The following is a 24,657-nucleotide window of genomic DNA, read 5'->3' as shown; positions in this document are numbered from 1 at the left end:
TTGATAAACCTGGACAGCAACAACATTTTCCCCCGGACGAAGCAGACCGGTAATCCGGAATTCCGATGGCATGTGACTGCCCTGCCCATACCCTGCAAGCTCCCCGTTCACCCATACATGAAACGCGGAATCCACACCCTCGAAAACGAGGAAAACCTGCCGGTCATTCCAGGTCTCCGAGACGTAAAAGCTTCTACGGTAGCAGCCCGTCGGATTTTCCTTCGGGACGTGCGGAGGGTCGATAGGAAACGGATAATAGCTGCTGGAATAGTGCGGACGGCCGTAGCCGTGCATTTGCCAGTTGCCGGGGACAGGGATCGTTTTCCAGCTCTCCAAGGAAACCGCCGGTTCATAGAAGCGCTCCGGGGCCTCAGCCGGGCTTGCCGCATAGCTGAATTTCCAATCCCCGTTCAGCAATTGATAAAATTCCGAGGCCGACCGTTCATAATTGAGCGCAGTATCCGCATCTTGAAACGGAAGTAATCCGGCATGAGGAGGCTCGGTGTTCCGGCTTAGAACCTCCAGGTTTTCCCAGTCTGGCTTGCTTTTCTCCATCATGTGGATATCCTCCGTTCCTCATTCATCCTATTATTTTCAAAAGGTATAGCTTGTTGGAACTGCAGTGCATTGCTCAGAACCAGTGCAATGACCCACGAAGGGTTCCACTTGTTTCCGTGACCGCGGTGATTCCAGTTTGTCTGGAAGAAGCCTTCTCCTTGTTCACCGGTAACCGTGAAGCCCCATTCGCCCGGCTGCGTGCAAATTCCCTGGCCCATCGCATCCAGCGCCATGCGGCCCATACGCTCATACAGCGCACTACCGGTCAAGCGGCCAAACTGCCAAAAGGCAAAGCTGGGGAAAAACACATCCAGATGATGGTTTTGCACGCTGACCCCGGGCCAGCCCGCCGCTTTGAAATTTGCCGTGCGGAACGCAGAGCCTTGATCGTACACCGGATTCCATACATAAACGAAGGTCAGCAGCCAATCTGCTGCCAGTTCAGCCCATTCCCGGTAACAAGGCTTCCGGGTCAGGTTCAACAGCTCATAGGCAGCCAGGAAAAAGTACATGCCGGCTTCCTTATCCTCACATTTGGCGTCCAGTGTGGAACGCGCAAACGGCCTTGCAAATGTTTCGGCATGAAGCTCATAGTAGCAGCGCATCATAGCCTCAGCCGCATGCAAATATCGCTCGTTCCCAGTAATCCGGTACGATTTGGCCAAAGCAATCAGACAAGGCAGTCCGGCGGCTGTAATTAATTCATCCACTGGCCCGCCATCCGGCTGCCATGCAACGGTTATAATACCGGATGGCAGCACCGAACCGGCAAAAAACTCCACCGCCTCGCACAGTGCCTCTATCCAGTGGGAAGGAACCGCCTTCCCGTTAGCCTGAAACAGCATGACGATATCCGCCACATCAGACATCGTCTCCCCCAGCGCCCGGCTGGAGATAACCGGCAATCCGCCGCGCCGGAAATGCTCCCAGCTTCCGTCCTCCAACCGGTAGCTGCTGTACCGGATACCCGGGACTGCGGTACGGCTGCCCTGCAAATAAAACTCTATCGCTTGCTCGCAGCGTTTAATCCGCTGTTCCTGCTGGAGGCGGAAGCCGAGCTCCGCATCGCACCAGGCCAGCCGAAGGCACTGCCCGGTCCAGCCGTACATATAGTGAAGGGGATGCTTGGAAACATTGCCGAATACATTGGAATCGGAAAATTTGATATAGCCTGCCGCACCTTGGGCATTCGTCCGCCACCGGTCATCCATTGCAGCGGACTTCAGCCGGATAAGCTCCTCCAAGGAAAGCGGCTTCGCGCCTTCCGGTTCAAATAGCTTGTGACCTGTACGGACGATTTCCCGGAAGCCGCGGCCCCGGCCTTCCGCATGTCCCCAGTCCAGAGCCAGCTCCTTCGAAAGAGAGAAGCCAGGCGGAAAATCAAGATAGCCTTTATCGCAGCGCTCGGTTATGTTTTTGGCAATACAGTACACATCGTGCTCCCCGTTGAACATCAGCACGCCGCTCATGGCCGCAAGAACCAATTCCGGATCTACATCGTCCGACTCGACAGCGCCAAGTGATCCGTACTGCACTGTACCGTCAGCCAGCTCCACAAATGAAGGAACAGCAAACAATGAAAGATAGCGGGTTTCCTGCCCATCGCCGGTCCACTCCACGTTGACGCCCGGAATCGGAAGGCGATGCTCCTCGCAAATAAAGCCTCGTCCTGGACCTGCGCCAAGCCGGGGAACGATGCGATCCGGATCGGAGGAAGGATTATTGTTATAAATCATGTGCGGTATAGTTACGGTTTCCTTGCTTCCATGCTGCAGCGGAAACACAATTCCAACTGCCGCATCGGTGACAAGCCGGGCGGTTCTATTGTCCCAAGCCGCTTTTACTCTCAGCACATGATGTTCATCAAAGGAAAGCTGAAGACGGAATGTAAGCTCTGCCAGCTTGCCGGTCAACAGTAGCGAATCCTCCTGAGACGTCACACGGACCTCTTCCAGCCGACGTCGTTCAAGACGCCACGGTCTGCCGGTCGAGTAGGAAAGCATATCCTGGAGATTGGCTGTGAAATAAGGAGAAGCCTCGCCAGCCTGCTTCAAGCTCAACCGGATTTGCTCAGGCTGAATGGTTAATTCGACCCGTTTTTGCTGATTTCGGCTAACAACGGCGTACACGCTTCTCCCTCCTCTTTTTTCAGTAAAATGGAATGCAGTAACCGGTCTAATCCGGGATTGACGCCTACACGCCCTGTCAACGGCAAACAAATGAATACAAATTCACCTTTGCCATATGCCTTTTTCCCAACCAGCGGCAGCTTCCGTTTGCCGTTGGGTTCTCCTTGCGCCAGATAAGAGAAAACGAGCGGCTCGATGCCTTCACCCTGCAAGTAACAATTGGACAATGCGTCTATCCGGTCATTGGTCAAATTGTACAAGTAGGCCAGATCATCCGGCTTTAGCCCGTTTTGACGAGCAAAGTCCACTTGAAGGGACAGGGTATACAATTCCCTGAGCTTCACGGTTCGGACTTCCTCACTGCCAATCTGCCATGGGGTATTGTCGGTATTCCGCAAAATAAGCACCCCGGTGGCGCCCTGCTGGACAGCTTCCAGAATAGAGTCCCGGTGAGCGTCGAATGCCTCGTGCGAAGCCGCAACCAGCGTTTTATTGGCTAAGCTTCCGGCAGTGAAGGCTTTACCCGGCAGCCCCAGCAGCGAGCACAGCAATTCGGACTCTGAATCGAAGTACACCGGCTGTCCCTGCTCTGCAGCGCTTAATTTGGCGAACGCCTCCAATGTAAATCGTTCCATATTGAGCACCTGACCGTCCTCATCTACAAGGCAGGCATCCATGTACAGATTGGAGCGATTCTCCACCGGAGGGACCGTAAAGCGAATCGATCCGGCATATGCGGAGCTTGCCGTATTCAGATGACAAGCCATTTCATAGCTGCCGTAATCCCGGGTATCGTCTCTTAAAGTAGCGACGATCCGGCAATCCTCATAGGCTCTCGCCGAATCATTCAGCAGCCAGGCTTCAATTTCCAGCGTTTCGCCTTCGTAGGCCTTCCAGCGGTCACTCCGTAAATGAACCCGTACCGGAGCCAGACATGCCTGATACGTAAAATAAGCAGGCTTCGGAATCCGATCCACCCCGACCAGCGCTTTCATCCAGCCCGATGGCCAGGCATCAATCAGCAGGTGAATGGCAGTCGAAACAATAACATCCGCTCTTCTGCGCCAAGCGTCCGTCATCAGCCTCGTTGCCAGGCATTGATGCTTTTGGCTTTCTTTAATCCAATCCTGAATCGTTTCCTGCTCCGCAAACCAGTCTCCATGAAGGCCGTAGGTTTGTGCGGCCACAATCCGGCTCGGAAGCCAGCGTTCATTCATGTCGGCCGGAAGCCATGCCTTCGGATACCGGCTCATCATCAGCTCGTAATTATCAAGGCCTTCAGCGCCGTATTCCCCGCAGCCGACCTTCCAGCCTTGCTGCAGTGGAGGCAAGTAGCCTTTAATCATCTTGCCTACGCCGATGCCGTTATTGGTATACCACAGATTATAACAATGAAAATCGGGCAGTCCTTCCCGGGTCGGAGGATTATAATCCCCGTCTGCGTTCTTGACGACACGATCGGGATTTTCAACGTAAATGGCCTGTCTGGCAGCTACAAAAAAAGCTTCCAGTTCATTCCGGTGCAAATGGCGGTGCCCTTTGCGGCGTTTCTCAGTCCGTGAAGGCTCATTAATCAATGACACCATAACAGAGGACGGGTGACTGCGAATCAGCCGCTCCATCTCAGCCGCCTGGCGTACCCCTTCTACAAACTGGCTGCGCCGGATAAAGCCGAAGGTCGGCAAATCGCACTGATGCATCATGCCGAGCATATCGAAATAATCGTATATTTCTTCTTGTACCGGACGCTGTGTCGTACGGTAAAAATTCAAGTTCCCCAGCTTCGCGATTAAAATATCGTCAATAAGCTGAGCGAAGTCGTCATTCATCACACACTGCTGCAGGTGGCCCATTTCGTTGGCTCCCCGCAAAATGACAGGCTCGTTGTTCAAATAAAGCCTGCCTTTCGGCTCGTCTTGCTCATCCATATGAAACTTGCGCATACCGAAGGTGCGATCCCAGCAATCCAGCTTCCGGCCGCCATCGATAACCTCGACCCGAGCCAAATACAGATAAGGCCGTTCAGGCTCCCACAGCTTAAAGGACGGCATCTCCACTTTATAGCGATAGTAATTCATCCCCGGCCCGGCATATGGAACCTCGAATGAAATTGGACCTACACTGGAATCTGCGAAGTTCTTGGACATAACGGTCAGCTGCAGCTCAAAATTCTCCATCAGCCGATCCGTGGTGTTTACCGCATCAATCCATACCTCAACAGAGCAGTCATCAATATCGGGACGGACAAACACATCCTGAACAAACAGCTCCGGCCGCTCCTCCAGATATACCCGGTTATAAATCCCGGCGCCTGGAGGACAGTGCTTCCAGCCTGTAAGCGGATCGTCCCAGCCGGGGCCGGTTGCCGCATACATCTTATCCCCGTCCAGCTTCGTGCCGTTTACCCCCATCATCGGGTAATCATTGTGCACCTCTACAACAAGTGTATTGTGCTCCCGCAAATACGCCGTCACATCAAACTCGAACGGGGCGAAAAAGCCCTCATGGCTGCCGAGGCACTTCTGATTCAGGTACACCGTCGCCTTATAATCCACACCCTTAAAGGTCAGATAGACCCGCTTTCCGCTAGGAACCTGATCATAAGAAAATTCATTGCGGTAAAATCCGGTCCATTTCCCGTCGTCTCCGGTAGGTCCCCGGAAATCAGGTATCGTGACGGTCTCCCACTCACCGCCGCCCTCCAGCACTTGACTGAACTCCGCATCTGCGGGCGTCTGGTACCGGAATTGAAATGTCGTCAGTTCTTGCCGCCTGCGCTGCAAAGCGGGGGCCGGCGTCAAATTGCTCATAAAAGGCCGGTACTTCTCGCGCAGGAGCGGCAGAGCCTGATGAAACTGCGCAAGCTGCTCCTCATACGAAAGTCCGGAGGCATCTTTTGCTTTTTCCGACCCTGAAATAAAATATTTTTTGTCAAAAGCCGCGGGCGGTATTTCCCGCAGCTCCTCTTTGTTCCCCGGATGCTCGCGGAATGCAATCTCCGCAAACGGATCATGATGTACGCTTTGATCCAATCTGGTCTCCCCCTCAACCGAACACAATCCCGTTTACACGGTCACAACTTCAAAGTCCAGCGTATAGCCGTCCTTGTCTTTCGGATACATTCGAATCTCCGTTGTTCCAAAACGCTGCGTCCAGCAGCGCTCTTCGCCGAGAAACGGCGCGACCCGCTCCCGTACGCGGTCTTCCAGGAAATCGCTCGTCACTTCCCAGCGGCCGGTTCCAAGATTCCCGCTCCGCTTTAAATGTGCCGGGCAGTCATCCGGCAGCAGCCAGGAAGCGATCACAACCGTTCCGCCCTCCTCCGCCCGCTTGACAACCGCCTGCAAAGCCTCCGCCGAAAGGCTGGAGCCGCCAACCAGCGTCAGCTTCGGCCGGCCTAACTGCTCCGCGGTTACAAACTCGTCAAACACAACAACGTTATGCGTCGGATAAAACAATGGATGCGAAGGCTTCCGCTCCTTGCTGATATAGCCTTGTTGAAGCGGAAACTGATCCAGCTTCACTTGCTTTTTCAGCTCGTGGCGCTGGAATTGATAACCCGGAATATGCATGCAGCTTCCGTGCGCCGGCACTGTGCCATAGCTAATCAAATGCCACAAATGAAACACACTCTGGGAATACTCGTCTCCGGCCAGCGACCGATTGCCGTACAATTTGTCATTTTTCCCGTAATTGCCATCATCGGAATGAATAACTGCAATATCCGCATCCACCTGGGAATGATGCCAGGATAGCGGATGCTCCGGAATAAATTTATGAACGAATTCGTGCCAAACCTCGCCGAATTCCGTTGTTTTAAATCCTGCTTTTGTATGCTGCAGCAGCACATCCACATTTTCCGTAAACAAATGGCTTGGAGCCATGTAATAGCCCATGCGCAGCGCCGAAGCGAATTCTTCAGGCGAATGCCCAGGAAAGCCTGGAAAACGGGTAAACCAGGTTCCCGTGTCAGGCCCCCATAAATCGGCACATATCCACAAGTTCCGGCCATATTGCTTGGCTGCCCCAAGCGCAGTGGACATCTGCAAGGATTGGAACGATTCCTTCATAATCTTAGGGCAGAGGTCCATTCCCGCCCGGGCAAACGTATGAAACATCACCGGAAAAACGTGCTCTGAAATGAGCGGCACCGATGACGGCTCCAAGCCCTGCTGGCTCAGAACACTTTGCACATGGCCGGTGCGCGTACGCACCTCCTGCTCTACGCGCGCACGCGATGCCTCCAGCGTCAAGCCGTCCGTCGTTCCCCAGTGCGGATACCAGCCGTCCTTGCGGTACTGACCGGCATTAATTTGCAGATGCTCCGGCTCATCATACAGCAGCCCGATGCACCGCCCCGAACGCGCCGCCTCAATCAATGCCTCATCCGGCACATCATAACGGTTCGTATCCTCAACCCAAGGGCCGTTAATGTTGCCATACTCGTTGCCCAGACAAATGTCCAATCCGGACTTCACCATATCCTCCAGCAGTGCGGGGTCCGCATCCATACCCGGGATTACATGATGTACATAAAAATCCGCCTGAAGCTCCTTCAGCGCCCCCACAAATGCTTCCGTTGACGGAATCGGATCTTGTGAAGGACATACACTCCCGGTTCCGGTCCGCATAATGGTATCGGATGCTTCACCCGCCCACGGGTCCTGCCATGCGATTACCGGTCCTTGAATGCCTAATCTCGGTTTAGCGGCCATTGGCTTCATCCGCTTTCTCCGCCGCCGCATTCGCAAAGGCTTGATGAACCAGCTTCAGGCATTCAGCCACCTCTTCAGGCTTGGCATGCTCCAAAATAAGAGGCACCTCCGGCATCCGGCTGGAAATCAGCTTCGCATACACGTTCCAGTCAGCATATCCGGCACCGACGCGCGGCGTAGTAAAACCTTCCTCGGAGTAAAGCGTATCCTTCGCATGAGCAATCGGGGCGTACGCCTCAATACGATTAAAAATATTCGTCATCGCGGCATCCTGCTGCTTCAGATCTTCTTGTGTCAAATAGTTGAAGGGGTCCATAATAATCCCCAGTCCTTCGCTTCCCAGCTGCTCTACCAGGCTGACGGCCTGCTCTACTGTAGCCAAAATATTCAAGGCGAAGCCTTCCAGCAGAAGCACCGCATCGTTTTTAACCGCCCGGCTGCGCAGCCGGTCCACAATACGAAGCAGCTCATCCCACGCTTCCGGTGTACGGTTGCCTTCATAATCCCGCCAAGCGTTGGTCGGATGCAGGCTTCCCGTTTCAGTTGCGATATACCGGGTTCCGTATACCGGACATAGGTCGATCATCTTTTCCAATTGAACCAATTTATCTTCACGCTTCTGAAGGTTCGGATTCATCAGGTTGGTGTAGCCCGACAGCCCGACGATAGAAATCCCTTGTTTCTCAAAGCTCTCGCGCACTGCTTCAGCCCGGGCCTGTGAGAACGGCTGATCATCCATTAGCTGAAGCTTCTGCTTCGGATCCAGCTGCACGAGCGACATTCCGTGACTCCGCGCATCCGCGGCCATCTGCTCCACGGTCCAGCCCATATAGATATAGCTCATAAAACCGAGACGGTTCATCCTTGCCCACTCCCTCCGAAGATGTCCGTACTTTCCACAACGCGTCCTTCTTGACTGGAAATCACCATAGCCGTGGTCAGCGCCACTGTTTGCAGATTATCCTCCGGCGGAACCGGCGGAAGCTCTCCCTGCTCAAGGGAAGTCATAAAAGCAAGCATAGAGCCTGCGAAAGCATCCGGGAACCAGCTGCCCTTCAGCTTGATTTCATGAACCACGTTTTTGTGCTTGTTCAGCGCCATATAGAGCGTATCCTGTGTGCACCACAGGCTGCCTTCCGTCCCGTCAACCCACCAGGTGTTGCTGTGAGAACGATTGGCCTTGACGATGTTGTTGAAATGCAGGGAACCCATCAGCGGGTTCCGTCCGCCCTTCGGTCCGAATTCGATGTTCGCCGAATAGATGAGCGGATCGATGGCATTTTGCCCGTTCAATTGGGCGGTTGTGCAATGTACCCGAGACCATTCTTGCTGTGTCGGATTCAAGTAACGGCACAAATCGACATAGTGCACGCCGTGGTCGACAATATTGAAGTTTTTCATGTTCGTCCACCACCAGCCCGCTTGGTCCTGGAAGGAACGCATATCATGGTGAATGCTGTATACTTCTCCGATTAAATCCTGTTCCAGCACGGTCTTCAGCGCTTTGTGCGCCGGAGCCCACCGGGCTTGCTGATTGACGCTGAGCGTAATATTTAGACGCTTCGCCTCCGAGCTGAGCAGTGCAGCATGCTCGAAATCCAGAGCGAGCGGTTTTTGACATAACACCGGACGCGGCGCCTGACCAATCAATTGCAGCACTTTCAGTCTTGGCTCGGGATGAATCGCCAGGTCAATGACCCCGACATCCTCCCTGGCAAGCAGCTCGTTCACATCTGTCGTCCAGAACGGAATGTCGAATTTCTCCGCTGTAGCCCGTGCGGCTTCTTCATTCACGTCACAGCATGCCGCAATATGCAGACCATATTTTTTGTAGGCCGGCAAATGCGCAGTATTGGCAATGCTTCCGCAGCCGATTAGCCCTATTCCGTACTTTTTTAGGTCGGGAATATGCTGCTTCCTAGGCAAATAATCTTCCGGTCGAATAAAATTCATTGGTCTCACCTCAATTTCTACATTACATTAGTGTCGGTTTTCGTTTATAGGGTGTTTATGCTCTTTTAAGGGAGGATTCAACCACGTTAGCGTTTTCAAAAAACAAGACCACCGTAAACGATGGTCTTGAAGTAGGCTTATTTTATCCATTTTTGCTTTTACGAGGGGCCCTCGTTCTTGCAGCAGCCTGAAGCTGCTTTTCGGCACGAAGCTCATACACTTGACCCGGCGCAGCCTGAAACTCCGTCAGACCCTCGCTGCTTGCCGCTTCTACCTGAGCGCCGTCAGCTGACACAAGAAGCGCCGCCTCTGGCTTGCGGCAACCAATCCGGCATAATCCGCCCCGCTCGGAGCGAATCAGGCATCGGGTAAGCTCTCCATCCGCCCATTCGAGAGCAAGCTCGAAGCCGCCTCTGGCGCGCAGGCCTTGAACCCGGCCCTGCTTCCATGCTTGTGGCAGCGCGGGCAGCAGCGCAATTTCGCCCCGATGGGACTGTACCAGCATTTCCGCAATCCCGGCCGTACCGCCAAAATTTCCATCAATTTGAAACGGAGGATGATTGTCAAACAGATTCGGAAGCGTCGAGAGCGACAGCAAGAGCCGAAGGTGCTCATAGGTCAATTCCGCTTCTTCCAGACGGGCAAAGAAATTGATAATCCAGGCCCTGCTCCAGCCGGTGTGTCCTCCCCCGTTTTCCAGACGCCGATCCAGCGTTCTTCTTGCAGCCTGCGCCAGCTCCGGTGTATATCTTGGGTGAATCATTTCTCCCGGGTGAAGGGCGAACAAATGAGAAATGTGGCGGTGGCCCAAATGAACCTCCGTCCAGTCGTCCACCCATTCCTGCAGCTGACCATGCTTGCCGATTTGCGGCTGCGGCAGCCGGCGAATCATCGATTCCCACAGCTCGCACAGTTCCTCATCCGTTTGCAGAAGCTTTGCCGCTTCCATACATGCCCGGAGCAGGGTGTAAATAATCTGGGTATCCATCGATGGTCCGAGGCTAAGGGTACCTACACTGCCATCGGAGCTGATAAACTTGTTTTCCGGCGATACCGACGGTCCGGTTACAAGCCGTCCGCGATGGTCCTCGAAGAGGAAATCCTGGAAAAATTCCGCCGCTTCCTTCATCACCGGATAGGCCCGGTCGCGAAGGAACAGCTCATCCTGGCCGAAGCGGTAATGCTCCCATAGATGAAGGGATAGCCAAGCCCCGCCCATCGGCCAAATCGAACCCGGCATAAAGTTTCCTTCAATATGGGTAGCTCCCCACATATCCGTGTTATGATGGGCCACGAATCCCCGGCAGCCGTATATCTTCTGCGCCGTTTTTCTGCCGTTAATTCGCATCCGTTCCAACAAATCGAACAACGGCTCGTGACATTCGGACAAGTTGCACGGTTCAGCCGGCCAATAGTTCATCTCCGTATTAATATTGAGGGTATACTTCGATTCCCACGGCGGCGTATAGCTCTCATTCCAAAGTCCCTGCAAATTTGCCGGATTGGACCCAGGGCGGGAGCTCGCCAGCATCAAATAACGGCCGTATTGGAAAAACAGCGCAAACAGGCCCGGGTCCTCCCCGCCATCCTTAAAGCGCTGCAGCCGATCATCCGTAGGCAGCTTGGCGGCCGCCTGGTTTTCCTGCGGCCGCCCCAGTTCCAGCTTCACCCGCTGGAACTTGGCCTGATGCTCCGCCACATGGTCGCGCTTCACCCGCTCATAGCCTTTAGCGGCTGCTTGAGCCACCTGCTGGACGCATTCGGTTTGCGGGTCCTCATGCCGGAACGTGGTGGCGGCAGCCACATAAATCGTTACGGCTTCAGCATTGCGCACGGTCAGAAAATCGCCGATGGCGTTTACGGTCCCGCCTTCTGAAACCGCTTTGACGGCGGCAGAGAAGGTGACGCCCTTCTTCCCGCATTCCCCGCTCATCACAACGGTATCATGCGTAATACGCTGCGTCCCTTCATCAAACGGCCGACGGCTCAATTGCATCCGCAAATTTAATTTCATCGGGGAATCGCACTGGATACGGACAGCAATGACCTGATCCACGGCACTGCTGAATATTTCCCGCACATGCCGGACATCGTTCAGGCAGTAGCTAACATGAGCAAGCCCCTGTTCAATGTCCAAATCCCTATAGTAATTTGAAATTACACGCTTTTCTCCATCATGGTAAATCTGAAGCTCGCCGAGCGGCTGATAGGGATGAAGCGACTTGGGAATCGACATCAGCCCCATCTGGGCAAGCTCTTCCGCCTCGATTTGTTTGCCCTTCATGAGCAGTCGGCGAACCTCCGGCAAATAGCGCAGTCCATCCGGATTGTCCCCGTGAACAGGCCCGCCGTACCAAACCGAATCTTCATTCAGTTGCAACCGTTCCGTATTGACTTTGCCAAAAATCATCGCCCCCAGCCGGCCATTGCCGACGGGGAGAGCATCTGTCCAGGCTTTCGCCGGCTTCTCGTACCAAAGCTTCATCATGCTCGCAGGCTCCTGCGATGGTTTCATTGGCTTCACTCCCTGGGATTATTTGATACCCGAATGCGCCATCGTAGCGATGACCTTTGTCTGGAACAGCATGAAGATGATAAAGCTCGGCAAGAACATAATCATCGCTGCCACCGCCGCAGCCCCTTGACGAGCCACGCTGTTCGCCAATCCGCTCGTCAATGTCGATACATAGAACTGGAACGTTCTCATTTCTTCGTCCTGCATATAAATTTCGGACGTTTCCGTATTCATCCAGGCCGAGTTAAATGCAATAATTCCGACCGTAGCGATCGCCGGCATAACGACCGGGAGCACAATCCGGATAAAAATCGTAAACTCCTTCGCGCCGTCTATTTTGGCCGAGTCCAGCAGTTCATTGGGAAGCTGATCAATAAACTGCTTCATCAGGAATACACCGGTCGGCACCGCAACGAGGGGCAGCACATGCCCCAAATACGTATTGAAAATCCCCAGATTACTTACAATCAGGTAACGCGGAATCGATACGGTTTCCGGAACGAACAGCAAGGTCAAAAGAATCGAGGAAAATACAACCTTGTGCCCGGGAAATTTCAGCTTGGAGATAGAATAGGCGCACATGGCGCTGGCCAGCGTAATCGCAACGACTGCAAGCACCGTGACGATAACACTGTTAAACAAATAACGGGTAATCGGAATCGCCGTCGATTTGGTTACCGTGAGCAGCTCCACAAAGTTCTGGAACGTCGGATTTCGCACGAAAATATTCGGCGGGTAAATGAACAGCTCCTCATATGGCTTGAAAGCATGGTTGAAAATGTAAAACAAAGGAAGGAGCAAAAAGATGCTCATGAACACAAGAATGACAAAGGAGATTTTCTCCAAATTGCTCAGCCTGTTCAACCGTTTCCGCCTGCGCCAAAACATGACGTATCGCAGCGCGCCTGCTGTTTTCATTATTCTTCTCCCTCCTTCGTGCCGAACAGCTTCGTGCACAGCTTATTCGCAAAGTAAATGAAAATAAGCAGCAGCACGGACAGCGCCGTTGAATAACCGAGCTCGAATCGGGTGTATCCATAATCATGAATATGGGTCAGAAGCACATGCCCCGCATACTGCGGCGTCGGGTTCATCCCGGACAAGGCTTGACCGATTTCCCCGGACTGAATGGCGCCGACGATAGCCATTACTGCACCAAACAGCATCTGCGGCTTCGTCGCCGGAATCGTAATGTGCCAAATTTCCTCCAGACGGGTTTTGATGCCATCCAGTCGGCCGGCTTCATACAGCTCCTGGTTGACGTTCAAAATCCCCGCCAGCATGGCCAGAAAACCAATTCCCATACTTTTCCACAACGTGACGACAATCATGGAGGTCATCAAATTATCCTTGCTCGTTGCCCACAAAATCGGCTCACTGATCAAGTTGAATTCCAGCAAAATACTGTTCAGATAACCAATCCGGTCACTAGACAGCATCGGAACCCAAATAATTCCGATTGCGATGGAGCCCGCCAGAGAAGGCGTATACATCGCCAGCGCAAACCATTTGCGGTAAATTCCCGGCAAAATGGAAATGAGCCATGCAACCAAGAAAGAACAAACATACCCGCCGATCCCGACAGCTAACGCGAACGTAATCGTGTTCGGCAGGGCATATTTCAGTAAAAGCATGTCCTGGGAGAACATGTAACGGAAGTTCTCCCAGCCGATAAATTCGGGCTTTTGAATCGAGTTATAATAGGTGAAGCTCAGAATAATGGCCGACAATACCGGCAAAAAAATGAAAATAATAAAACAAATCATAAATGGCGCGATAAATAGATACGCCGTACGGTACGACCAAAGCACCTGGAGAAAGGACGGATTCTTATTTTTCACCTTGCTCGTGGAAGAATGTACTTGGGGCATCGTCTGCGCTTCACTTTTTAACATATCGGTCGCCCCCTTCCCAAGGCTTCGTAATGACCGGCAAATTCATGGAACGAATCATGCGGCCTTCTTTATCAAGAAATTTAAATTCCTGCAGCTTACGACGGATTTCCCCATCCATTTCCTTGGCAGAGGTTTCAAGCGATGTCCGGTAATTCATTCCGTCCACGACAGTCCGGTTCCAGGCGTTGTTTATCTCACGCTCCATCAAATAGCTGCCCGGCACGTTCGGAATTTCCCTGAACCATCTCCACTGCTCCAGAATGGCATTGAGGTCATCATCCTTCCAGGGAAGCTCGGCAAATGCTTCTACATTGGAGGTAAACCAGCGGAACGTCACGCCATTAAGCGTTTCCAGGTCTGTACCGTAGCGCGCTTGAATATCGGCGGAGGTCCACCATTTCAGGAATTCCCAGCTCTCCTGCTTGTGCTGGCCGTTTTGCAAAATAAACGACGAGAGCATGTTGCCGCCCATCCAGCGCGCCACCGTTCCATCCTCTTGGCGAACGCCCGGAATTGGAGCGACCCCCCACAAGCCGTTCAGCTCGGGAGCTGCGACGCTTAATTGCAAATAGGTGCTCAAGTCCGCAACCCCCATCGGGTAGCTGCCATCGCGGAAATGCTGATAAAACCGGTCCATTTGCTGGTCAATCGCATATTTATTTTGCAGATCGGTCCACTGCTTGAATGCCTCGAAGCTTTTCTCGGCGGTCAGCCCTGTCTTGGACCCGTCCTGGGTATAATATTCAAACCCGTGCATCTGCAAAAAGACGTTGCGCTCAACCGGCGTAAAGTTCATTCCGTTCTGCTGCAAAATCGGCAGCATCTTGTACAGGTCCTCCCATGTATCGGGAACCTTCAGGCCGAGCCGCTGTAAAATATCCTTCCGGTAATACAGCACCCGGAACTCCTGAGTTTCGGGAACACCGTAGTACCCGCCGTCATAATAAAAAGCCGGCCATGTCCCTGGGGAGAACTGCTTCGCATATTCGTCGAAATCCGGGAATTGCTTCAGGTTGTAAATCCCGCCCCGAATCGCATAGTCAAACTGGGTATCCTGCGGCACGCCCATCGCCACATCAGGCGCCATTCCCGCCGCATTCATAAGCACGAGCTGGCTTTCGTCCTTCAGCAGGTTAACCCGAACCTTGATGCCGGTTTTTGGCGTGAATGTTTCATCGGCGAGGTTCTGCACCATATTAACGTAATCGCGTCCCCTCAGCATCCACACATCCAGCACGCTTGGGTCCGATTTCCGGTCCCCTTTGGCCCGGAAGGAATAAAAGAAATTCACAATCGCGCCTTCAATGGTTTCATAGGTCGAAGCGACCATTTTCGGATACGGCTGCTCGGCCGGAACCACATAGATGCGATCCAGTGCCAGCGGCTGACTGCTGAGCTGCTTGATTTGCTCATTTACGCGCTCCTGCAGCCGGATAAAGCGGCTTGAATTGTACGGAATCTCATCCGGGTCCCGCAGCAGCACATCAATATCCCTGCGCACGGTGACAAGAGCCTGGGAGACAGCATCCGGCCGGCCGTTAATTTGCTCCTGGCGAGTACGGATTTCATCAATGCGGGCGGACAGCGCTTTCAGTTCCTCCAAAAAGCCCGGCAAATCCTTTTTCAAATCCCAAGTCCGGTTTTTATCGTCAATGCCGCCGGTCAAGGTTTTCAAATCATCATACATTTTGAGCATCGACGTGATCGCATCATTCAAGTCGTTTACAACTGAAGTAAACGGAGCCTGAATAACACGCATGGTCAATGTATTGGCGCCTTTGTTCAAATAAAACTCATACGGCTCGTCTTTTTCATCGGCCAGCGGTATTCCTCTCATTCCCGATTCATACATGAACCGGTAAGCCTTCAGCTCTGAAAAGGGAACCTTGCCGTTAATCATAATTTGGCGGAAGGAGGAGCGGTTGGACACATAGGATTGCTCTCCGCGAAACGCCATTTTGTAATAGCCGGTTTCCGGCACATTGATAGTCCAGCTGATCTCCTGATTGTTCGATGACCATCTGGAGCCGTCAATCACATTATACGTAATTTGCCCTTGTACGCGCGGGGTGGACGCAATATTGTTGTCATACCCGAGAGCCACAGAGGAATCACTTTTCCAATCGACTATTTCGGCTTCCAAAACAACCGGCTCCGCTTGTACGGGTGCTGCTGCAGGCTGCGCTTTGCGCACTGCCTCATAGCTTTCCACTTTGTCCGGCGCTTGCAGAGTAATGGACTCCAATGCGAACGGATCGCTGCTGGCTAACCGGATTTTGTGCTTGCCCGGCTTCAAATACCAGGTCAGCGGATCTTCGTAGGAGCCGGTCATATCGCGCAGCTTCCAGGTCATCCAGCCAGAGATATCATCGGCAACCGGACGTATTTCGTCACCGCGTTCATCTCTTTTAATCGGAAGCCGGTCCTTCCAGTGCCGGTACAGCTCAATCGACTTGGATTCCTGAAACGAATTGACGCCATCCACCGTCAAATTAATGGCAATCGGCTTGCGGTTTTTGGTGCCGACAAACGGGTGATACGCCATTTCAATTGTATACAAGCCACCCTGAGCGATATCCGCCTCATATTCAATCCATTCATCCTCGTTCGATTTCCAAACCAAAACATGATTCTTGCCGTTATACGACTCCTCTACAGCCGTAGCATTGCTTGAGCGTCCAGTTACCGCTGTACCGGGAATTGTAACTTTGGCGGTATGGTCGCCGTTAGCGCCTTCTTGCTTCCATTTCTCCAACATGTCCAAATAGCTTGGCTCTAATTGCTTTAACGGGTTCAACAACTGCCCGGCTGCCGGCGATTGGGTCGATTCCCCCGACGTCGCCGTTGTCGCCGCTGTATTCGCTGAACCCGGAACCACCGGCGTCAGCACAAGCGTGCCTACTAGCAGCATGGCAATAAAAGCCCGAGTCCGAGATGACAACTTCAACTCCATCCCTCCGATGTTCTTTAGTACGCAAGATTCTCTGTCGTATCTCTGTCGAAGAAAATCGCCTTGTTCATATCAAATGCCATAGTGAGCGTTTCGTTATCCACCCCGGCATGCCCGGAATCGGTTCTGACAATAAGCATCTTCGCCATACCGATATCCACATACAGATGCATATCCGCGCCCATCAGCTCGCTAATTTTTTGAACCCCTTTAACCTTCGAATGTGGAAAGGCCTCCAGCTTGTTAGACTCCAAATGAATGTTCTCGCAGCGGATACCAAGCACAACTGTGCGGTTCACCTGCTTCTTCTCCTTCAACCTTTTGGAAGCCTCGGCCGGAATCCGCAAGCAGTGACGGTTCGTATGGAACTCGAGCAGACCATTCTCGCCTTCCAGCACTTTTCCTTCAATGAAATTAATCGGAGGAGTACCAATAAACCCGGCAACGAACATATTCCGCGGATTGTTGTAGATTTCCTTCGGTGTATCGGCCTGCTGAATAATGCCGTCCTTCATGACTACGATACGATGCCCCATAGTCATCGCCTCAACCTGGTCGTGAGTAACATAGACCATCGTTACGCCGAGCTGCTTGTGCAAGCTAATAATTTCCGTCCGCATCTGCACCCGCAGCTTGGCGTCGAGATTCGACAGCGGCTCATCCATCAAGAATACTTGAGGGTTACGGACAATCGCCCGGCCGAGGGCCACACGCTGCCGCTGACCGCCGGAGAGCTGTCTTGGCTTCCGGTCCAAATAAGGCTCGATTTCCAGCTTCCGCGCTGTTTTTTTAACCGCTAAATCGATTTCATGCTTGGGCATTTTGCGCAGCCGCAGGCCGAATGCGATATTCTCATACACGCTCATATTCGGGTACAGCGCATAGTTTTGGAACACCATTGCGATATCCCTGTCCTTGGGCGGCAAATCATTAACCAGCGTATCCCCGATATACAGCTCTCCGGAGGTAATTTCCTCCAAGCCGGCAATCATCCGCAGCGTTGTGGATTTTCCACAGCCGGAAGGACCGACCATGACCAAAAACTCGCCATCGCGTATTTCCAGATTAAAATCCTTTACAGCATAAAGCTTGTCTTTACCATACCGCTTCTCCACATGATTTAACAAAATACGCCCCATGCGGCACCTCCCGCAGACTTTTGAATGTTCTGTTGATAACGGTTTCATTTTTGCATTTCCACCGTCTCATTTCCTAGTTAAAGCTGAGTCCTTACAGTCTGGTCTCATTTTGACTTTATTCATTATAACTCTCGAAAAAAAGCCGTTTATAGGTGGTGTTTACTTACTCTATAGGGGAATCATGCTTTCAGCTGATTCGCCAGCCAGTCAAAGGAAGCCCGCCCGGATACTTCATGTTTCCCGGGAAATAAATCGGACTGAAGCCGGCCCTCAGCCTCCTCCTGAACATAAATTTCCTGCAGGCGCCGGACAGCCTCCCGCACAGAATCGACAGGAAACAACGGGTCAAGCTCCCCTGATTCGACAAATAATGACCGCGGCGCGGTTAGCCCGATTAGGTCGGGAAGGTCAGCTTCCGAAAGCATGCCTGGCAAATAATTGTCAATACAGTGCCCTCTGGCAAGCAGACTCCCTCTAAACGTGCTCGTAAACGCACAAAGGACGACCGCTTGAATGCGGTTGTCCAATGCAGCGGAGAAGGCCGCTACGAGGCCCCCTCCCGAAAAGCCCGCACAGCCAATACGCGCCGTGTTGACATCCGATCGGGTCAGTATGTAATCCAGCGTCCGCCTGGCTTCGTATATTCGCAGTCCGGCCAGCGTTTTGCCATGCAGCAGCAGGCGTGCGGCAAGCGGGGCGCAGGAGCTGTTGCGGGTCGGGTCCTTGGCCTGATCCGAAGCCAGCCTCCGGTCCCCGAAGCCGATAATTTCCGGGGCAACAACGATCAGCCCCCTTCGTACAAGCTCAAGCGCGAAATGCCCCGGGTTAGCAGCTCCGCTATCGTCAAAAGAACCATCCGGACGTATCCCGATAACCTCACGGCTGCCGTGGCCATGCCCGTGCCAGGCCAGCACGGCCGGCGCCTTTCCCTTGAGTCCCTTCGGCACAAGCACATAAGCCAGCATCCGCAGGTTTTGCTCCGTAGAAAAAGCTACCCGCTCCACCACATGGTCCTCTCGTTCAATTCGCTCCAGCACCTCCGGCTCCAGCGCTCCCCCCTCAGCCGGGAAGCCGCCCAGCACCTTCACCAGCTGCGTCCGCACCACGCTCTTCCGATTCAGCCAGCTTTCTTCCGTTTTTTTGCGATATTCTTTGTATGCCTTCTCGTTAAGGTGCTCCAAATAAGCATCCGGTCCCCACATGGTCTTCCCTTCCTTCTGGCAATAAATAAAAGGAGCCCTCCATAACGATGGTTAGCCCCGAATAAGTCACGCCGGTTCATTCGATTTAAACTTCAAGCTCCTGGAAATTTTGCCGGTACTGCCTTGGCGTAACCCCCGTCTTTTTGCGGAACAGCGCATGGAAAAACTTCATGTCCTGATAGCCGATTTGATTGGCAATCTGGTAAATCGGGATATCCGTCGATTTCAGCAGCTCACAACATTTTTGAATCCGCACATTTTGCAGATATTGTGTGAAGGAGACGCCGGTGGATTTTTTAAATAGCCGCTGAAAATGGCTTGCGCTGAGAAAAAAGTAATTCGATACATGCTGCACCGTAATATTCTCGGTATAATTGCTTTTGATGAAATGCACCACTTCCTCCAGCATGCGGAAGGACACGGAATCTTCTGTATCGTTCTTCAGCTCAAACCGCTGCAAAAGAACCAGCAGCTGAATCAGCATCGCTGTCAAAATCGTATCAAAGCCTGAGCTCCGGTTCGTGTATTCCCAGTACATCGTCTGGAACATGGCGGAAAACGTATCATGCTTATCCTGAAAATGCAGCCACCTCTCCGGACATTGAGACGGATAATATACCGAGTTATAAGTGACGGAATCAGCCTGCAGCAGATTCTTCCAGTTTTCCAGCACCTCTACACGAAAAATACAGTTGTAAATGACAAGCATTTTGTCCTGTTTCGGAGATGAAGGACGGAACACATGCGACGTGCCGATCGGAATGACAAACAGATCGCCCTGTTTTACCGGGATGACCTGATCCTCAATGTAATGATAGCCGCTCCCTTCACCCACGTAGCTAATTTCAACAAAATCGTGCGTATGGCGCGACGTTGTAAACGATTCCAACTCACGATTTACGAAAATGTCCAAATGCTCATCAAAAAACAAGTCACCGCTTAAATGCTCAATTCTCCCGTTCATGAGCACTCTCCTCAGGCCTATAAATTTTGTAGCGTGAATCTTCGTTTGACTATCCATAGGATATTCATTTGGAAAGGGATGGCCCTGCAGCTTCAAGCTTCCTGCGTCATTACCGGAGGGAGCCCGCTTCGGCCTGGCCATTCCTTTCCCCTATCTGTCTGCTTCCGCTAAGCTCCGGCTCCTGCTTTGCACTGGTCAGGCTCCGGCTCATGTGTGCGCTGTGCGTTAATTGTTTTCTTTCACCCAGGACTCATTCAGGCAAACATGCTTGATGGCCTTGCGCAGGTAGGAAAAAGAGACATGAATATTTCCATCGCGCGTCCCGATAATAGAAGGGTACGAATACCCGATTTCACTGTCCTTGTATTCCAAATCTGCCATCTGCACATTGCGGAAGTACGGCCAGGTTTTCCCTTCGTCCTCCGAAATAGCCAGCGTGAGCGGGGTGCGCAGCGGTTTTTTACGGAATTCTCCCTTGCGCTGCACCCAGCGGAACTGATCGCGCTCCATCGTGGAGTTGTTAAAAATTAAGGCCAGGTGCCCGTTTTGCAGCCGGGTCATCTGAATAGAGGAATTGTTGTTGGCCAGTTCGCTCTTCACCGGCACAGTCCACGTTCTTCCATAATCGGTAGAGGTGCTTGTATAAATCCGTTCGGCCTGCCGACTGCGGAAAACGGCGAACAGCTTGCCTGCGCCCAGCTCCACAACACTCATTTGCACCCGGTGGATACTGCCCTCTACCTCGTATTCCGTCCAGGTTTTACCTTGATCCGTACTAATCTGCACCACACTGTAATGCCCATCCAGCTTGCAGTAATAAGCGGGCAGCAGCCAATCTCCATTGCTCAGCACAATCGGCGGCTGTCTCAAAAAGATACCGATACGGTCAAACAGCACCTCCGTTGGCCCCCAGGTTACTCCGCGGTCATCGGAGGTACGGTATGCGACACGGGAGGTTTTCTGGTCATGCGGCTCATTCGAGGTATGGAACAGCCATAGCTTGCCATCCGGCGCTTGGAACAAAACCGGGTTTTGCTCGGAGCGCTCCGGATCGCTTGAAAGCTGAACAGGTATGGTCCACTGCGAGCTGCCCGCAGGCAATCTGGACATCACAACATTCGTATCGGGATTCCCTTCTCCGCTGCCTGTAAACCAGACACACAGCAAATCCCCGTTATCCAGCTCCAGCAGGTTGGAGGCATGACTGTCATTCGGATGCAAAATGGGCAAAAACGCTTCCTTCCATGCCGGATTCGTCTCCGAAGCCGTGACAACACCGTTAAAACGAGTCATCAGATAAACACCCCTTCTCTCTTTTTGCTTACGATTTGTTCACTGGCGCTCCCCTGCTCAGATCATGCAGAGGCAATTCAGCCCGGCCCAGCACATCGCTCGCATATACGAGCCGGCCGTTCGCATAAATGTGGTAGCCCGCCTCCAAATCGCCTGGGCCCGCTGTAACGTCCGGCTTTTTGTAGGTAATTTTGAGCTGCTGGCCTGCCGCCTTCACACGATCCAGGCAAAAATAATCCAATCCGATGTCGATCGGGTCGAGCACGATGCGATCAGCCTCTACGGTCAGCCCGGCGACATGGGTAACGATTAAATCAATATAGTAGGAATGGTTATATTCCTGCTCATCACTCAGCGGCTCTCCCGTAGCGCTGTTGTAATGCTCAACCAGCCCCGGCTGATTTAAATCCCGCTGCATAAAGTGCAGCAGCGAATATTCCCTTAAATAGTGTGCAAAGCGGTTATCAAATTCATGGTTACGGCGTTTACTTTCTTTGGCGAGCGCATCCAGAGCAATTGAATTCGTGTAAGGCCAGGTCGGTCCGTCCCAGACGCATCCGTTCCGCCCTTTGACGAAATGGCCCATCCAGCCGCCCTCCGGCGCGTAAGCCGGGCAATCAGCCGAAACGGAAGGGAAGGTGCACTTCGTATGGAACTCCTCTTCCTTGAACAAGTGCTCTATCATGCCGTTGAACCGGTCCTCGATGATTTGCGCCCAGCCGGGATAAATGCCGACAATATTTTTGACCATTGCCTTTTCCCCGGTCTGATAATGCAGATCGTAGAAATAATCGCTCTCTTCATCCCACATCTTTTGCAGAATATCCTGCTTGATGCTCTCAGCCTGACGGTGGAACGCTTCCGCATCTGCATCGCCTGTCTCTTCGCACAGCTTTGCCACGCCCAGCGTATTCAAGTAGTGATATACCGCACGGTCCACCCGTTTCAAGTGAGTATAGGTCGTTTTATCCTTCGGATTACGAGGATAATTGTGGAAATACCAATAGCTCGGCTGGTATTCCTTGCCTGTCCGGGTATGCTTCGGCTCGGTTAACAGCTCATCCTGGTCGTTGCCGTAGGCTGTTTTCCAGGACTGCACATTGCTTTTCATCGCCGGCAGCAATTCCTCAACGACTTCCCGGTTGCGGTGTACCAAATACAGCTGATAAGCGGCCCAGCAGGAGAAGTTCGCGAAGGAGTGCATGACGGTATCGACGGTCAAGCAGCAGAACATGCCTTCCTCATTCGGCGAGGCCTTCATGTTTTGCAATGCGCCCTCGGCATAAGCCGAATCGTGATACCACCGGGCATCCATGATATGCAGCGGGGAGGACAAGTTAATAAGCTTGCTGAACTCCCAGCCGCCCTTATCAAAGGGACGTTTGCTTTTCTTATGTGAACGTCCTTCATAAAACAACGGATAAGTCAAATGACCGTACTGCGGATCGGCCAAATTGTGACGCAGCAGGAACCAGCGGTACAGCCAGGTCTTGTTCAACACCGGATCGCTGCTCGTAAAGCTGGGCGCCTTCTCAAACCAGGCCCCGTACTCCTCCTGATGGCGGGCTAGCGCCTCCTCCGGCTTCAGCCCGCTTGTCGCATAGTCGGAAGCACGCTGTTGAAGCAGATCCGAATTATCCTGACCAGCAATGCCAAGCGCTGCGGAAATAATAAAGGAGCGTGATTCCCCCGGCTTCAGCACGACCTCATCGAACAAGGCCGAGTCACTGACTGCAATAACGCCCGTGAGGTCAAAGCTATAGTGCGGGACGGAAAATGCCCCGTGCAAAAAGGCGCCCTGACGTTCGTTGAAAGCGTCTCCATATGTACTTAAATGAAGAATCAAATCCTTGCCGCTCCGGTTCGTCCAGGTTTGGCAGGAAACCGCGCAATCGTTCCAGGTAATAAATTTCCGTTCATGCAGCGACAGGCGGTGATCGGAATAATCCATGAGCAGGTGGCTTGCAAACCATTCCGTATGACATGGCTCAAAGCTGTCTGCAAGGTTGCATTTCACTGTGTAAAGCAAGGGAATGTTAATTTTGTGTATAAAATCGAACCGTCCCGAAAATCCGGGTGCGGCATCCAAATAGTCCGCCCATAATCTGGCGCCCGTCGAACCGAGCAGGAGTGCGCCGGGAATCGTCCGGAGCGCCTTTCTTCCAGCATGCAGCTGTTCGTCCAAATAGGCTGCCGTTGTCATGGATATCACCTCCATCCGAAAACTTAAATTTGGTGTAAACTGCCTTTTGACCCAGTATAAACGAATACATTTAGCTAATAAGGGTGGTTATTCGCTCAATCTATAGGTCAATCCTGCTTATTCCACCCTCATTTTAAAAATTTTTTTTCATTTATTCGCTTTTTAACTCAATTTTCCAAAATGCAATGCGTTCCCGCCGCCATGTATAAGTAATATATAGGTCATTTCCGCTCGCAATGATTGCAGGATAAGAATATTGCTTCTCTCCCTGGTCCAGCAAAAGATCCTCTCCCCAGGTCAAGCCATTGTCCCGCGACAGGCTGAGAAACAGCGGCGTTCTGGGCCCTTTCTTCTTGCCGGGCTCCGGCTGGGTAGGATTGTAAACAATCGCCAGGGTGCCGTTGTCCATTTTGACCAGATCAAGACCGCTGTTGTTGTTGGGCAGGCTGATTGGATACGCCGGACACCACGTTCGGCCCCCATCGGTAGAATCACTGCGGTAAATATACCCTTCCATACTCCGGCTGAACATATGGACCATGCCGGGCTCGGATTCCCATAGCGACGGCTGAATAATACCCTTTCCCTTTAGGGCGCTATGATCCAGCGGAACCGTCTCGCTGCGTCTCCACGTGCTGCCGCCGTCGTAGGACAAATCAACGAAGGCGTCCCAGGCCGGCTCCACTGATGCAGGGGCTGCAATTGTGCCGTCCTGCAGTGTAATCGGCTTGTTTTTGACCGGACCTCGCCCGCCTCGATCTCCTTGTACGAGCACGGCGGGCTCCGTCCACGTGTATCCCCCGTCCTGCGAGCTCATCACCATCGTCACCCAGTGCTCAATCTCGTTGCCGACTTTATAGTAGAGGAACAGTACCCCGTCTTGTCTGCGAAACAGGACCGGATTCCAGAGAGGAACGTTCTCCTCATCGGCCACCTTGCGGGGAGGCGTCCAGCCTCCCTCAATTCTCCGGTGAGCAATCCAGATTGCCACATCCGGGGCTTTCTCTTTCGTGCCCCCGAACCAGGCCGCAATGACCTCCCCGTTAGGCAGCAGCTCCAGTGTTGAAGCATGGCAGCTCAAGAACGGACGGTCTTCCTCAAACAGAAACTCTTTGACAACATGCGCATATGGCGTCGTCAT

Annotated in this window: 16 protein-coding genes; all 16 read right to left on the bottom strand. The window is 52.7% G+C overall.

Annotated elements, in window-relative coordinates; translation table 11 throughout:
• Positions 1 to 558: sugar-binding domain-containing protein (locus WBG83_RS07730; protein ID WP_336744161.1), on the bottom strand; the 558-nt coding region annotated here is incomplete at its 3' end.
• Complete coding sequence (locus WBG83_RS07725; protein ID WP_336744159.1) at positions 555 to 2,687, bottom strand: hypothetical protein; 2,133 nt, start codon at positions 2,685 to 2,687, stop codon at positions 555 to 557. The genes WBG83_RS07725 and WBG83_RS07730, both read right to left, overlap by 4 nt.
• Positions 2,642 to 5,719, bottom strand: a complete 3,078-nt coding sequence (locus tag WBG83_RS07720) for a glycoside hydrolase family 2 protein (protein ID WP_336744158.1) — start codon at positions 5,717 to 5,719, stop codon at positions 2,642 to 2,644. The genes WBG83_RS07725 and WBG83_RS07720 overlap by 46 nt, the downstream gene beginning before the upstream one ends.
• Positions 5,720 to 5,752: 33 nt before the next feature.
• A complete protein-coding gene (locus WBG83_RS07715; protein ID WP_336744156.1) occupies positions 5,753 to 7,411 on the bottom strand; it encodes a hypothetical protein in 1,659 nt (552 codons plus the stop codon).
• The gene (locus WBG83_RS07710) at positions 7,392 to 8,264 is read right to left on the bottom strand and encodes a sugar phosphate isomerase/epimerase family protein (RefSeq protein WP_336744154.1); all 873 of its coding nucleotides are present in this window, start codon (positions 8,262 to 8,264) and stop codon (positions 7,392 to 7,394) included. The genes WBG83_RS07715 and WBG83_RS07710 overlap by 20 nt, the downstream gene beginning before the upstream one ends.
• Entirely contained in the window at positions 8,261 to 9,355 is a 1,095-nt protein-coding gene (locus WBG83_RS07705) for a Gfo/Idh/MocA family protein (protein WP_336744152.1), read from the bottom strand. Before WBG83_RS07705 ends, WBG83_RS07710 begins: the two co-directional genes overlap by 4 nt.
• Positions 9,356 to 9,497: 142 nt before the next feature.
• The gene (locus WBG83_RS07700) at positions 9,498 to 11,843 is read right to left on the bottom strand and encodes a glycoside hydrolase family 95 protein (protein WP_336744150.1); all 2,346 of its coding nucleotides are present in this window, start codon (positions 11,841 to 11,843) and stop codon (positions 9,498 to 9,500) included.
• A gap of 45 nt (positions 11,844 to 11,888) precedes the next feature.
• Positions 11,889 to 12,788, bottom strand: coding sequence for a carbohydrate ABC transporter permease (locus tag WBG83_RS07695; RefSeq protein ID WP_336744149.1), 900 nt, complete (start codon positions 12,786 to 12,788; stop codon positions 11,889 to 11,891).
• Entirely contained in the window at positions 12,788 to 13,765 is a 978-nt protein-coding gene (locus WBG83_RS07690; RefSeq protein WP_442955806.1) for a carbohydrate ABC transporter permease, read from the bottom strand. The genes WBG83_RS07695 and WBG83_RS07690 overlap by 1 nt, the downstream gene beginning before the upstream one ends.
• Complete coding sequence (locus tag WBG83_RS07685; protein WP_336744147.1) at positions 13,752 to 16,718, bottom strand: extracellular solute-binding protein; 2,967 nt, start codon at positions 16,716 to 16,718, stop codon at positions 13,752 to 13,754. Before WBG83_RS07685 ends, WBG83_RS07690 begins: the two co-directional genes overlap by 14 nt.
• 14 nt (positions 16,719 to 16,732) lie before the next feature.
• The gene (locus tag WBG83_RS07680; protein WP_336744145.1) at positions 16,733 to 17,854 is read right to left on the bottom strand and encodes an ABC transporter ATP-binding protein; all 1,122 of its coding nucleotides are present in this window, start codon (positions 17,852 to 17,854) and stop codon (positions 16,733 to 16,735) included.
• A 179-nt stretch (positions 17,855 to 18,033) separates the two neighbouring features.
• Positions 18,034 to 19,056 carry a dienelactone hydrolase family protein gene (locus WBG83_RS07675; RefSeq protein ID WP_336744143.1) on the bottom strand — a complete coding sequence of 341 codons (1,023 nt, stop codon included), beginning with the start codon at positions 19,054 to 19,056 and terminating at the stop codon, positions 18,034 to 18,036.
• Positions 19,057 to 19,141: 85 nt separating this feature from the next.
• On the bottom strand, positions 19,142 to 20,020 hold the full coding sequence (locus WBG83_RS07670) for an AraC family transcriptional regulator (RefSeq protein ID WP_336744141.1): 879 nt from the start codon (positions 20,018 to 20,020) through the stop codon (positions 19,142 to 19,144).
• A gap of 225 nt (positions 20,021 to 20,245) precedes the next feature.
• The gene (locus WBG83_RS07665) at positions 20,246 to 21,313 is read right to left on the bottom strand and encodes a sialidase family protein (protein WP_336744139.1); all 1,068 of its coding nucleotides are present in this window, start codon (positions 21,311 to 21,313) and stop codon (positions 20,246 to 20,248) included.
• Positions 21,314 to 21,341: 28 nt separating this feature from the next.
• Positions 21,342 to 23,516, bottom strand: coding sequence for an MGH1-like glycoside hydrolase domain-containing protein (locus WBG83_RS07660; RefSeq protein WP_336744138.1), 2,175 nt, complete (start codon positions 23,514 to 23,516; stop codon positions 21,342 to 21,344).
• Between the two features lie 151 nt (positions 23,517 to 23,667).
• The gene (locus tag WBG83_RS07655) at positions 23,668 to 24,657 is read right to left on the bottom strand and encodes a sialidase family protein (RefSeq protein WP_336744136.1); all 990 of its coding nucleotides are present in this window, start codon (positions 24,655 to 24,657) and stop codon (positions 23,668 to 23,670) included.

It is taken from the genome of Paenibacillus sp. y28 (assembly GCF_037137075.1).
Classification (GTDB): Bacteria; Bacillota; Bacilli; order Paenibacillales; family NBRC-103111; genus JBBBNV01.
Note: the sequence above shows the minus strand (reverse complement) of the source record. Positions and strands in the feature narration are given on the sequence as shown.

Coding starts and splice junctions, on each gene's coding strand:
- WBG83_RS07715 (WP_336744156.1), bottom strand. CDS start 7,411: ATGAAGCCAATGGCCGCTAAACCGAGATTAGGCATTCAAGGACCGGTA.
- WBG83_RS07710 (WP_336744154.1), bottom strand. CDS start 8,264: ATGAACCGTCTCGGTTTTATGAGCTATATCTATATGGGCTGGACCGTG.
- WBG83_RS07705 (WP_336744152.1), bottom strand. CDS start 9,355: ATGAATTTTATTCGACCGGAAGATTATTTGCCTAGGAAGCAGCATATT.
- WBG83_RS07700 (WP_336744150.1), bottom strand. CDS start 11,843: ATGATGAAGCTTTGGTACGAGAAGCCGGCGAAAGCCTGGACAGATGCT.
- WBG83_RS07695 (WP_336744149.1), bottom strand. CDS start 12,788: ATGAAAACAGCAGGCGCGCTGCGATACGTCATGTTTTGGCGCAGGCGG.
- WBG83_RS07690 (WP_442955806.1), bottom strand. CDS start 13,765: ATGTTAAAAAGTGAAGCGCAGACGATGCCCCAAGTACATTCTTCCACG.
- WBG83_RS07685 (WP_336744147.1), bottom strand. CDS start 16,718: ATGGAGTTGAAGTTGTCATCTCGGACTCGGGCTTTTATTGCCATGCTG.
- WBG83_RS07680 (WP_336744145.1), bottom strand. CDS start 17,854: ATGGGGCGTATTTTGTTAAATCATGTGGAGAAGCGGTATGGTAAAGAC.
- WBG83_RS07675 (WP_336744143.1), bottom strand. CDS start 19,056: ATGTGGGGACCGGATGCTTATTTGGAGCACCTTAACGAGAAGGCATAC.
- WBG83_RS07670 (WP_336744141.1), bottom strand. CDS start 20,020: ATGAACGGGAGAATTGAGCATTTAAGCGGTGACTTGTTTTTTGATGAG.
- WBG83_RS07665 (WP_336744139.1), bottom strand. CDS start 21,313: ATGACTCGTTTTAACGGTGTTGTCACGGCTTCGGAGACGAATCCGGCA.
- WBG83_RS07660 (WP_336744138.1), bottom strand. CDS start 23,516: ATGACAACGGCAGCCTATTTGGACGAACAGCTGCATGCTGGAAGAAAG.
- WBG83_RS07655 (WP_336744136.1), bottom strand. CDS start 24,657: ATGACGACGCCATATGCGCATGTTGTCAAAGAGTTTCTGTTTGAGGAA.